Source organism: Streptomyces sp. NPDC005728 (assembly GCF_040630895.1).
In the GTDB taxonomy this organism is placed as follows: domain Bacteria; phylum Actinomycetota; class Actinomycetes; order Streptomycetales; family Streptomycetaceae; genus Streptomyces.
This window is the reverse complement of the sequence record NZ_JBEXYL010000163.1, coordinates 1-12142: the sequence shown is the minus strand read 5'-3', so window position 1 is coordinate 12142 and position 12142 is coordinate 1. Positions and strand designations below refer to the sequence as shown.

Below are 12142 nucleotides of genomic sequence, written 5' to 3'. Positions count from 1 at the left end.
CCACACCGGTCTTCTCGCGCCAGCCGGTGGCAGCGATGGCGAACAGCGCCAAGTAGCCCCCGGTGACGACCACCATGATGACGGTCCATGCGAAATTCGGCAGCAGCCACTGAGGACTTGCCACCATGCCCCCGAAAACCGGCGGGATCCCGGCGATGTACAGCGCAAGGACGACGGCGAACCAGCGAGGCCACGGGGTGGCGGACAAAGCAGCGGTGGAAGCCTGGACGTGCTCGAGCTCGGCCAAGGCGGCGCGGGCCTGCTGCGGGGTCGGACGGATGGCATCGCTGATACTTTCCATGCCGGAAACACTAGTCTTGTGTTTCCTTCTCGGCAAGTCTCGACTTTCCATCATGGAAAATCTCGAAGCCGGCAGGACGCGCCGGACAGGCTCTAGGCGCCGACGATCCCCGCGTCATGGGCGAGGAGGCCGGCCTGGGTGCGGTTGACGCAGCCCAGCTTGTCCAGCATCCGCGAGACATAACCCTTGATCGTGGCCTCGGAGAGATACAGCCGCGCCGCGATCTGCGCGTTCGACAGACCCTCACCGAGACCGGCCAGCACCTGGACCTCCCGCTCGGTCAGCGAGCGGGCCAGTTCACGGGCGCGGTCGCGGGCCGAGAGGCTGTCCGTCGACGCGGCGATGAGCCGGCGGGCGGCGGAGGGCGACAGAACGGTGTGCCCCTGGGCGGCGGTCCGCACCAGACCGATCAGCTCCTCCGGCGGGGTGGACTTCACCAGGAAGCCGGTCGCCCCGGCCCGCAGCGCACGCAGCACGTACTGGTCGGCGTCGAAGGTGGTCAGCACCACGATGTTCGGCGGGTCGGCGAGCTCGTTGATGCGTTCGATCGCGGTCAGCCCGTCCATGCCCGGCATGCGCAGGTCCATCAGGACGACGTCCGGGCGGCTGCGCCGGACCGCCTCGATGCCGGCCGCGCCGTCGTGCGCCTCGTCGACGACCTCGATGTCCGGGGCCGAGCCGAGAATGGTGCGCAGGAACACGCACACCATGGGCTCGTCGTCCACCACCACTACCCGGGCCACGCTCACACCTCCGATTCGGCGGTCGGGACGAACCCAGGCAGCGTCGCCTCGACGCTGAACCCGCCATCGGAACAGGGTTCGGCACGCAACCTGCCGTGCACAAGCTCCATACGCTGCCGCAGATGCGCGATGCCCAGACCGGAGCCCGTACCGGCGAGCGCGCTGCGGGGTCCGCCGATCGGCGGCGTGTTGTGGACCGTCAGCCGCACCTGGGCGTTGCCGTACTCCACTCGCACCCTCACGCGGGCGCCCGGAGCGTGCTTGCGTACGTTGGTCAGCGCCTCGCGCAGCACGTGGTAGGCGGTGCGCCCGACCACCGGTGAGGCCAGCGCCGGGTCGCCTTCCTCGGTCAGCTCGGTCGGTATCCCCACCGCCACGGACTCGGCGACCAGGTCGGCGAAGCCCGCCACCGAGGGGGTCCGGTCGCCCTCCGGCGCGGTGCGCAGAATGCCGACCAGGTCCCGCAGTTCCTCCAGTGCCTGGCAGCCCGCGGCACGCAGGTCCTCCGCCGCTTGCCGGGTCGCCTCGTCCGGTGCCGTCACGCGCAGCGCACCGGCCTGCAGCACCATCAGGCTCACTCGGTGGGTGACCACGTCGTGCATCTCACCGGCGAGCCGGGCGCGTTCTTCGGTGCGGGCTTGCTCGGCCAGCAGATGACGCTCCCGTTCGGCACGCTCGGCGCGCTCGACCAGTGCCTGCATTAGCCTGCGGCGGGCGTCGAAGTACAGCGCCAGCAGCGGCCCGACCGCGGTACGCAGCAGCCCGATCGTCATGTTCGTGACGGACGGCTCCCAAGGCCGCATGACGACGAGGGTGAAGGCGGCGAGCGCGAGGTACGCCGTCCGGCGGTTGTGCTGGTAGAAGAGCGGACCGTAGGCGGCCAGCATGGTGGCGAGGGGGGCCCACACGCCGCCCTGGTGGGCCGGTGTCAGCACACCCGCCGGTGAGACGAGCAGGGTCACCGCGAGCGTGAACGCGCCGAGCACGCCGATGACGGTCAGCGGGGCGCTGCGACGCACGGCGAGCGAGGCGCAGGCGAGCGCCTGCACGCCCAGCATGACCCAGGCGAGTGTGCCCGGCTGGTCGGGCCACCAGGTGGCGCCGGCCAGTGTCGTGCCGGTGTCGAGCAGTACGAAGGCGGCCGCGATCATCACGTCCACGGCGAGCCGGTGCCGGCGGTGCCATGGTCCGTCACACGCCCCCCGGTCGTCGGTCATGACGCTCACCGTAGGGCATCCGCTGCGCGGCCCCCTCCGGGCCGGCAGTACTGGATACTTCCGCCTCGGGCGGACCCTACGAAAGTCGTATGCCGGAGATTGTGAGCATGCCTTCGTCGGGTGAGGAACCAACCGCTCGCCCTGCCGCGCGGCGTGCCCGCCGCGGTGGAATGGAGGCATGGATGCGACAGGCAACCCCGTCACGACGACTCCCCGACTCGGTCGCTACACGATCGACACACACAGTTCGTCCATCTCGTTCAGGAGCAGACACCTTTTCGGCCTTCTGCCGGTGCGCGGCACCTTCGCGATCCGCGGCGGCACCATCGAGGTGGCCGAGCCGCTCTCCCGGTCGGGTGTGTACGTGGAGGTCGATGCAGCGAGTTTCCGCACGGGCCACGCCCAGCGGGACGCCGCCGTACGGTCGGCGAAGTTCCTGAACACCGACCGGTACCCGCAGATCACGTTCGCCTCCTCCGACCAGGTGGACGCCACCACGGTCTCCGGCACGTTGACCGCATGCGGAGTCTCCCGGCCGGCCAGCCTTTCGATCGTGCACTCCGAGGTGCTTGCGGATGCCTTCACCGTCCGTGCCACCACGCGGGTCGACCGCACCGAGTTCGGCGTGACGGCGGCCCGTGCCATGGCCGGACGCCGACTCGACCTGACCTTGGAGATCCGTTGCGTCCGCACCTGACACCGGGGGCAGCCCTCCGATCGGCGGGAGGCGGTCATGACTGAAGCGGTCGTGGTGGAGGGCCTGCACAAGCGGTACGGCGCGGTGCGGGCGGTGCGCGGGGTGAGCTTCACCGTGGAGCACGGGGAGATCTTCGCGCTGCTCGGCCGCAACGGCGCGGGCAAGACCACCACCATGGAGATCCTGGAGGGCTTTCGGGGCCGCGACTCCGGACGGGTCGACGTGCTCGGTCTGGACCCGGGTGAAAAGGCCATCGAGCGCATCCTGCGCGAGCGGATCGGGCTGGTGTTGCAGGACATCGCGGTCGAGCCCTATCTCAGCGTCCGCGAGACCATCGCCCGCGACGCGGGCTACTACCCCGCGCCCCGCGACGTCGACGAGGTGATCGGCCTGGTCGGCCTCGCCGGGCTGGAGAACAAGAAGGTCCGGGCGCTCTCCGGCGGCCAGAAGCGCCGCCTGGATGTCGCGCTGGGCCTGATCGGCAACCCCAGCCTGCTCTTCCTCGACGAGCCGACGACCGGATTCGATCCGAACGCGCGCCGGAAATCCTGGCAGTTGATACGGGACCTGCGCGAGGCGGGAACCACCATCCTGCTCACCACCCACTACATGGAAGAGGCCCAGCAGCTGGCCGACCGCGTGGCGGTGATCGCCGACGGACGGATCGTGGCCGAGGGCACCCCTGCGACCCTGGGCGGACGCGACACCGCACTGGCCCGGATCCGCTTCGCGCTGCCACCCGGAACCACGGTCGCCGATCTGCCGGTTCCCGCCACACGCGGGGAGGACGGCCTGGTCACCGTCGAGTCCGCGGAACCGACCCGGACGCTCCACCGGCTCACCGACTGGGCGCTGTGCCGCGACGCCGTGCTCGCCGGGCTGACGGTCGACCGGCCGAGCCTGGAGGACGTCTATCTGCGCCTGACCTACCAGCACCAGAGCGCGCCGGAGCGCATGGCGGAAAGGAGCCCACTGTGAGCATCGCCCCCTCCTGTGCCGCGGCCGGGCGGGCGCCGCGCCGTGGCATCGGCCTGCTGTGGCATCAGATCCACTACGAGCAGTTGTCGTTCTGGCGCAATCCGCAGAGCGCGTTCTTCACGTTCGCCTTCCCGGTCGTGGTCATGGCCATCTTCGGCGGGCTGTTCGGCGGCATCCCGAAGAGCGAGTTCTACTACGGGCGATCCGCGCTCCAGTACTACGTGTCCACGATCGCCGCGGTGTCCGTGCTGGGCTCCTGCTACAGCCAGTTGGCGATCGTGCTCGCGACGCGCCGGCAGAACGGGATACTGAAGCGGGTCCGGGCCACCCCCCTGTCCGCCTCCGCGTACTTCGTGGGTCTGCTGGCGCACTGCATCCTGGTGAGCGTCGTCGACGTCCTGCTCATCACGGCGGTCGGCAGGGTCTACGGCGTCGCGCTGCCCGACGCCTCGCAGTGGCCCGCGCTCGCGGTGTCTCTGGTGCTCGGCGCGGCCGCCTTCTGCGCCCTCGGGGTCGCGGTGGCCTCGCTGGTCCGCAACGCGGAGGCGGCGCCGTCGGTCGTGCAACTCGTCCTGTTCCCGCTCGTCTTCATTTCGGGCACGTACATGCCGATCCACTCCGCTGTGCTGAACGGCATCGCCGGTGCGCTGCCGGTGAAGCCTTTCAACGACGCCCTGCTCCCCGCCTTCACCACGGACCACGTGGGCCTGCCCTGGCGGGACTACGGCGTGCTGCTGCTGTGGGGGGTGGCCGGTGCGGCGGTGGCCGTCCGGCGGTTCCGCTGGGATCCGCGTGCGCAGTGAATGTCACGGTTCACCGGCCGCAACCCGGAGCTGGAGCACGACGCTTCGTCCGGCGCTCGATACGTCGGCAGCCCAACTGCCGCCATGACGACTCATGTTCAGGCGACCTCGAGAGCAGACCTGGGACGCTCCATCGTCACCTACAGTGGTCCGCTGCACGGAAGTTGAGCCAAAACCGGTTGCAGTGAACGAAGCCACCCAGACGTCCCCGCTCCGTGCCTCGGACCACCACCCGGGCCGGGGCACGGTGCGCGTCGACCTCGAGACCCGGAAGTAGCCGTCGGCCGAAATGCTCTGTACACATTTCTCACTGATGTCGCAATGAGAGTTTTCCGTGAAGATTCTGACGATTGTGTCGAGTTTGCCGTGTCGTTGCATCACGCTCGGTGGCGGAGATCGCAACTAGCCCTGCATGGAGGCCGAGTTGAGCGAGCTGGATGCATCGGGTGCCGAGCACATCGGGCCGACACACTTATCTGCTGCGCCGCGACCGCTCACGGGGTCCGCCCGGGAGATCCCCAAGGCGACCCTGGTCCAGCTACGGCTTCCGGCGCCCCCGGCAGGGCAGGCGCTGATCAAGTCGGCGTACGTCCGTCAACTCAGACTGCGACCGGACGAGGCACACGCCGTCCGTGACCACCTCCGGCACACCGCCCAGGCGGCCGGTGAGGTCTCCGGCGAGGTCTCCGACGAACTGTTCGATCTGCTCGCGGAGTTCGGTCAGCAGTCGCAGCCCTCGCTGCTGCCGCCGCCGAGTGCCTTCGTCGACATTCCGGTTCCGGCACTGAAGGCCTTCGGGGACGCGCTGGTCGAGCTGCGGCAGCGGCGAGCCGCACGCCTGGCCGCCGACCGGGCCGAGGTGACCGCAGCAACGGCGTCGACCGACCCGCAGGGCCTGGCCCAGCAGGATGTGCGCAGCGCCCTCGTGGCGGTGCGGGGGCTGGTGGCCAACACGCAGGCGACCCCGCTCGGCATGCTGAACCTGGAGCGCCTGGAAATGGTGCCGGCCGGACTGGAGCGGGGCGAGCTGATCGCCACGATTCCGCTGGCCCCGCTGGAGGAGACGGCGGTCAGCCACAAGGAATGGTCGGTCCGGAGCAAGGAGTTCACGTCGATCGTGACCGACTCCCTGGAAACGGTCAGCGAGACCGGGGTGACGGACAACACCGAGCTGTCCCAGTCGACGTCGTCGCAGGCGCAGCACTCCAACCAGTTCAACGTCACCGCCACGGTCACCGGTGGCATTCCGGTGATCAACGGCTCGGCCCAGTCGGGCTTCTCCTCACAGGACTCCAAGTCGCAGTCCGCGACGGACAGCACCAAGCACGCCACCTCGCTGACCAAGAAGGCGTCGTCGCGCGCCAAGCAGGAACACAAGGTCACCATCTCCACCACCACGGTCACCGGCAGCGAGGAGACCTCGACCCGCGTGCTGAAGAACCCGAGCCAGGTCTCGGCGATGCGGGTCGACTACTTCAGCCTGATGCGCAAGTGGCGGGTGCGGCTCTACCGGCACGGCCTGCGGCTGACCTACGACCTGGTGATCCCGGAGCCCGGGGCCGGCCTGCGCCGGATGCACAAGGAACTCGCCGATCTCAAGGGCCAGTTGGGTCCGTTCCAGTTCGCTCTGCCGCACTCGGACATCACCGACGAGATCCGGCCGGGCGAGTCACAGCCGCACTTCCGGGTGCTGGCCGAACGGTACGGCGCGGTGGTGCCGGACCCGCCCCTTGCGCCCTCGGCCCCGCAGTTCAGCGTGGCCGCCCCCTCGCAGGACGAGGGCTGGCACATCTTCACCCCGGACCCGCTGGAGGTCCCGGAGGGGTACCGCATCAAGACCCTGAACCTGTGGTTCGCGACCACGAGCAAGACGGGCAGCGAGAACAAGTTCAGTTTCAAGGTGCTGGGCACGCCGCTGTACATCAAGGACCAGGAGCAGGGCGAGTACGGGCCGATGGAGCTGACCTCCGGCGCCTACGGCAAGTTCATGCTGTACGCGACCGGCAAGGTCTACATCTCGTTCGAGATGATCAACAACCGGAACACGACGATCAGGGTCGCCTCCGAGATCGAACCGATTCCCACGCAGCCCGACCCGGACCCCACCAAGCCGGCGCACAGCAACCGCGTCCGGGACAAGTGGCAGTCGGACGTCTGGAACCTGCTGCGGGACGCGGCGCAGACCCAGTACTACGAGCGTCAGCAGGACATCGCCACCAAGTCCGCGGCGCTGCAGGAGCAGATCGAACAGGTCGACACGCTCACCCTCCGCCGGGAGGAGAGCGAGGAGATCATGAAGGGGGTGCTGCGCTTCCTGCTCGGCCCGGACTTCGCTTTCATGCCCCCGGAGGTCGTCGACGCCTTCGTCAAGGCCCGGGTCGACCTGGAGCACGGCATCGGCTTCGACGAGAACGGCCTCGGCCTGGACGCCACGGCGTGGGCCACCGTGCGCGAGCACGAGGACGTCGTCCGGTTCATCAACCAGGCCATCGAGTGGGAGAACGTCGTCACGTTCCTTTACTCGTACTTCTGGGACGTGCCGCAGAGCTGGAACTTCGTCCGCCGGCTTCGGCATCCGGACGCCAACCGGCAGGCGTTCCTACGGTCCGGCAGCGCGCGCGTGGTCCTGACCGTCCGCAAGGGCTGGGAGGAGGACTGGGTGAGGTTCGCCGAGGGCGGCTTCAAGTCCCCGCCGACGACGCCCGATTCGCAGTACCTCACCATCGCGCGGGAGATCGCCGCCTACGACGACCGTAACTATCCGGGCATCCCGCCGGCCAATCCGGGCCGCACCGCGGTCCGGCTGGAGGAAGCCGTCTACGCGACCTCCAAGGACGTCCTGGGCAAGAGCGCCAACCCGGTGACCATCAGGGTGGATTCGAGCAAGGACTTCCTGGTCGGCGCCCAGGTCGTCATCGACTCCGCCGACAAGACCGACCCCGCCGACGGCAGGGTGGTCCAGGAGAGTCAGATCATCACCGCGATCCCCGACGCCACCCGCATCACGGTCGCCCGGCTGGACCGGGCCCACGACGGCTCGGTGACCCCGTTCGCCGTGCTGCAGCCCGGCACCAAGGGCGCGCTGATCGCCGAGTGGAACGAGTACACCCCGTCGTCGGGCACCGACATCGAGATCGGCTCCGACCTGGACAGCGGAGCCTGATCCCATGGCCGTCCAGGCCAAGGAGGAGGTTCGCTGGGGACTGGTCGCCGAGGCGCTCACCTCCTACAAGCACGCGGTGATGCTCGCTCGCGGCATCACCGCGGCGGAGCAGGCCGAGATCGACCAGAGCCCGAACAGGGCGGAACGGCTACGGGAGAAGGAAACCCGCACCGTGCCGCGCGAGGACATGGAGGCGGCGCACCTGATCGCCACCGAGGTCCGGGCGCTGTTCGTGGAGTGGCAGCAGCGCTACTACTCGGTTGTCTGGCCCGGCCAGCTGGAGCTGGGCGTCCGCATCACCATGAACTCGGCGTCCGCCGCCACCAAGCACCTGGTCGAGGAGACCCGCCGGATCCTGGACGGAACCCCGCCGGGTGCGGGGCAGGTCCGGGCTCTGTACGGCGCCTGGCCCCTGATCTGGGTCCAATGGCTCTACGCGGCGTACGAGCCCCTGCAGATCATCGAGGGCGAACTCGCGCTGTCGGACACGGCCATCGGCCAGGTCGGTGAACTGCTCAACGACATCGTCGACTTCGTTTTCTCCATGATTCCTGTGGTCGGCGAATTCGTGCTGGAGTATGAGGCCGTTTTCGGATTCCAGTTCGCGGGTGGCCGGAAGCTATCCCCGGCCGAGCGGGCGCTGGCCGCCTTCGGTCTCATCCTCCCGTCCGTGCTCGGTGTCCTCGTGAAGGAGGCACCGAGAGTCGGCGTGGCCCTGCGGAGCTTCCGGGTGAATCTCGCGAGGCGCATTCCCGGTTCCGCCGCCGCGAAGCTCGACCGTTTCACGGCCGACTTGGTGATCGGCCTGCGCGCCCTCCCCAAACAGTCGTTCGACAAATTCCTGCAGATCATTCGGGTCGTCGGGAAGCTTACGGCGGATCAGGCGAAGGCGTTCAACTTCTATGTCTCGCGTATCGACTACGCCTCACGCCTGGCCCAGTGGATGAGGATCATCGAGAAGGAACTCGGGAAGGTCCTCACCGGCGTGCATGCGGTCAAACGTCCGCCCAACGCCGTCATCGGACCGCACGAGCGGGCGATGATGGAGGAGCTGAGCAGGCTCAGCAACAAGCCCGTCGTGTCGGTTCCGGAGATGCATCCACGGGACTACGACGACTTCGTGCGGAAACTGGCCACGGATCCGCAGACCAAGATGCCCCAGGTGAAGGGCGTCAAGTATGCCGACACCGTCTGGGGCTCCGAATTCGCGGAGCTGTACCAGGTGCAGGAGGCCAAGTCCGGAGAGAATGTCCTGGACGCCATCAAGAAACGCGGCAAAGGGAAACAGGCCTCCACACTCGTGGTGCAGAACGGTCCCGGCATGACCCACGATCTCCCGTCGCTGTTCGGCAACCGGTTCTGGTGCAAGCCGGACTTCCAGTGGATCAACAAGATCGTCATCATCGAGGCCAATACCCTCAAGATCATCGAACGCCCGGTCCGCTACATCACCATGGATCCCCAGGTCTACGCCCTCACCCGCGCCCTCATCGGCAACCCTGCCCACCTCATCAAGACGGCTGAGGAAGTCAGCCAGGCCGAGGAGGAGGAGAAGAAGCGCGCCGCCGCGCCACGCTGAGTGCCCCGCACCGCACGGACCGCCGAGTTTCACATGGGGCCGCTCACAACGGCTGACGCGCTGAGGACAAGCAGGTGGTGGACCGGCGTGGCGTAGGTCCGGTGGACGCTTCGTTGCAGGGGGCAGCCGCCGGCTGGCTGCCCCCTGTACGCGCTCGCTGGATTTCTGTGCCTGGTGTTAGACCGTCAGCCGACGCCCGGTTCGGCGGGGTTTCCGACGTTCAGCGCGGCCAGTGGGGCCGAGGCCGGCGCCCACCAGTACCACCGGCCCGTGCTCGGTCGCCCGTCGGACGACGTCGGCGACCAGTCGATGTTGTCCTGCACAGTGCCCCCAGCCGGCATCGACGGCTCGACCACCCACGCGTCGAGGTCGTGCGCAGCCTGGTAGAAGGCCGGGTACTGCGCGTCAAAGCCGTGCCGGGCGCACGCAGGCCGGTGGCAGTAGCCAACCCACTCTGGGTGAGACCGCGGTGATCTCCTGCGGGTTCGTCGACTGGCGCCGGTCACCGAGCGACTGCGGCGGCACGCGTCACAGGCGTTCACTGTCGAGACCGAGTGGTAGTTCCTAACCGGCTTCCGGTCCGGCGTACGCGAAGTCGTACGGGGCCCAATCGGTGACCCGGCGGTAGCCGAGGCGCTGGTAGAGGGCGTTGCTGGTGGGGTTGGCCGCGTTCGTGTAGAGCACGACCTCCGTGGCGCCCGCGGCGAGCGCAGCCCGGCTCACCTCGGCGGTCACGGCGGCCGCGTAGCCGTGGCCACGGAGATGGGCCGGGGTATAGACGGGGTCCACCCGAACCATCCCGGCGACCAGTGGGTTCACGCCCGCCATGGAGACAGGGGCGCCATCCGGGGTCTCCCAGAAGGTGTAGCGCTTCTCGGCGAAGCGGGTGCCGGCCCAGGAGTCGGCATCGATGGTGACGGTCTCCCCGAGGTCCGTGGCGAGTTCACGGCACCAGCGCATGAGGTGCTCGTGGTCCTGCCCGCCCACGATCCGGCCGCGGCCCTCCGGGTGCGGCTCCGGCGGGGTGAGCGTACCGAGACGGTACAGGTGCATCCGGACGCGGAGCGTGGGTGTCGCGCCGGTGTGCCGCTGCCAGGCCTCGGCGAACGCAGTGGCGGTGTCGTGGTCCGCAGTGACGCCCGAGAGTGTGTGGCCTAGGCCGGTCAGCCGGGCGGCGAGGGCGTCGGCCCGCTCGGGCGAGAGCGGGGTGAGCGTCAGCCGGCGGGTCGGCGGGCGGTAGAAGATCGCCTGGGTCTCGCCCTCCGACTCCATCCGGCCGAAGAGGACGGTTCCGGGGTCGAACGCGCCCGGGCGGGTCCGCCATTTCTCCATCACGGTGAGTGGCGTGTTGTGCAGGACAGGGCGCGAGCGGAGGAAGTCTCCGGCCTGGGCGAGAAAGTCGTCGATGTCTTCGGTGAGGTGCCAAGCATCCGAGTGCATGGTTGATGATCCCGCATGCACTCGGAGCCGGGGAGCCGATACCCGAAGGCGAGTCGTCGTCATGCCCCATACGCGCAGCCAACTAAGAGTGGTTACACAGGAGTTACCATGGACGCCGGCCGCAAGGCCCGCGACCGGGGGGAGCCAGAGGCGTTCGCTGGCCCAGTCCACAAGGTCGCCGATGAAACAACGGGAGAATACGAGCTCTCAGTCAATGCCTCCCCGCTCGGGCCAGGGCGCTTTCGGCCTGGGTGGCCAGGGCGGCGACGAGATCGGCTGCGGGTGGCCGGTCATTGACCAGGTCGACGCCCTCCCCGGCCCACACCGGCAGCGGTGGCACATCGGCTCGTGCCACGTCGGCCTGGTAGTCCGCTCGGGCCCGGGGGTCCGCGGCGAGTTCCGCCTCCCGGCCCCGCCAGCGGTCCAGGTAGGGATGGCCCAGAGTGCGAGCCGAGTACGTCGCCGGCCAGTTGGCGCCCCGGGCGATGTCGAGGACTCTGTTGCGTTCTGTGTCCTGCCCGCGCCCGTGGAGGATCGCCTCGGCGGTCGAGGGGTCGACCAGGGACTCGGCGGTGACCTGGAAGCGCGTGCCGATGAGCGCCCCGGCAGCCCCCAGCGCCAGGGCAGCGGCCACACCGCGGCCGTCGGCGATCCCACCGGCGGCCAGCACCGGCACCGGTGCCACCAGATCCACCACGACCGGCACGAACGGCAACGTGGCCCTTCCGCGCCGGGCCCCGTGCCCACCGCTCTCGGTGCCCTGCGCCACGATGACGTCGGCGCCCGCGTCCACCGCCCTGCGGGCCTCCTCCAGATCGGTGACCTGAACGATCACCGCCGCTCCGGCCGCGCGGATGCGCTCGACGAACGGGCTCGGATCCCCGAAGGACAACATCACCGCCACGGGGCCGTGACTCAGCGCCTGTTCCACCGCGTCGACACCGGCCGACCAGCTCAGGAACCCGACTCCCCAGGGCCGTCCACACCCTGCCACGATCGGCAGCTCGCGGGCCAGCCAGTCCCGGTCGCCGTACGCGCCCCCCAACAGCCCGAGCCCGCCGCCGTGGGAGACGGCCGCTGCCAGCGCGCCTCCGGCCGTCCCGCCCATGGGCGCCAAGGCAATCGGATGCTGCACACCGAACAACTTCTTGACTGCTCTCCTCCCTGAAGGGAGGAGATTCCTGGCTCAGGCTGCCTGCCGAGGCGGCGCCTCAGCGGGTC

Annotated in this window: 9 protein-coding genes and 1 pseudogene; 5 read left to right on the top strand and 5 right to left on the bottom strand. The window is 69.0% G+C overall.

Annotated features, from left to right (window positions below):
- The 3 genes and pseudogenes from ABZ471_RS45205 to ABZ471_RS45195 all read right to left on the bottom strand — a co-directional run.
- Positions 1–301, bottom strand: a pseudogene (locus ABZ471_RS45205) (hypothetical protein); the annotation flags it as partial.
- Positions 302–393: 92 nt separating this feature from the next.
- Positions 394–1044, bottom strand: a complete 651-nt coding sequence (locus ABZ471_RS45200) for a response regulator transcription factor (protein ID WP_359074991.1) — start codon at positions 1042–1044, stop codon at positions 394–396.
- Between the two features lie 2 nt (positions 1045–1046).
- Positions 1047–2261 (bottom strand): histidine kinase, encoded by a 1215-nt coding sequence (locus tag ABZ471_RS45195; RefSeq protein WP_359074990.1) that lies wholly within the window; start codon positions 2259–2261, stop codon positions 1047–1049.
- A 178-nt stretch (positions 2262–2439) separates the two neighbouring features.
- Between ABZ471_RS45195 and ABZ471_RS45190 the strand changes: the two genes are divergently transcribed.
- From ABZ471_RS45190 to ABZ471_RS45170, 5 genes are all read left to right on the top strand, one after another.
- Complete coding sequence (locus ABZ471_RS45190) at positions 2440–2958, top strand: YceI family protein (protein WP_359074989.1); 519 nt, start codon at positions 2440–2442, stop codon at positions 2956–2958.
- A 36-nt stretch (positions 2959–2994) separates the two neighbouring features.
- Positions 2995–3936, top strand: coding sequence for an ABC transporter ATP-binding protein (locus ABZ471_RS45185; protein ID WP_359074988.1), 942 nt, complete (start codon positions 2995–2997; stop codon positions 3934–3936).
- Positions 3933–4739: an ABC transporter permease gene (locus tag ABZ471_RS45180; RefSeq protein WP_359074987.1), complete on the top strand. Its 807-nt coding sequence runs from the start codon at positions 3933–3935 to the stop codon at positions 4737–4739. Before ABZ471_RS45185 ends, ABZ471_RS45180 begins: the two co-directional genes overlap by 4 nt.
- A 424-nt stretch (positions 4740–5163) precedes the next feature.
- Positions 5164–7902: a hypothetical protein gene (locus ABZ471_RS45175; RefSeq protein WP_359074986.1), complete on the top strand. Its 2739-nt coding sequence runs from the start codon at positions 5164–5166 to the stop codon at positions 7900–7902.
- A gap of 4 nt (positions 7903–7906) precedes the next feature.
- Positions 7907–9481 carry a hypothetical protein gene (locus ABZ471_RS45170; protein WP_359074985.1) on the top strand — a complete coding sequence of 525 codons (1575 nt, stop codon included), beginning with the start codon at positions 7907–7909 and terminating at the stop codon, positions 9479–9481.
- 564 nt (positions 9482–10045) lie between these two features.
- Here ABZ471_RS45170 and ABZ471_RS45165 read toward each other — a convergent pair.
- Together ABZ471_RS45165 and ABZ471_RS45160 are read right to left on the bottom strand one after the other, a co-directional pair.
- Positions 10046–10921 carry a GNAT family N-acetyltransferase gene (locus ABZ471_RS45165; RefSeq protein ID WP_359074984.1) on the bottom strand — a complete coding sequence of 292 codons (876 nt, stop codon included), beginning with the start codon at positions 10919–10921 and terminating at the stop codon, positions 10046–10048.
- Positions 10922–11132: 211 nt separating this feature from the next.
- Complete coding sequence (locus tag ABZ471_RS45160) at positions 11133–12065, bottom strand: nitronate monooxygenase (protein WP_359074983.1); 933 nt, start codon at positions 12063–12065, stop codon at positions 11133–11135.
- Positions 12066–12142 lie beyond the last annotated feature (77 nt).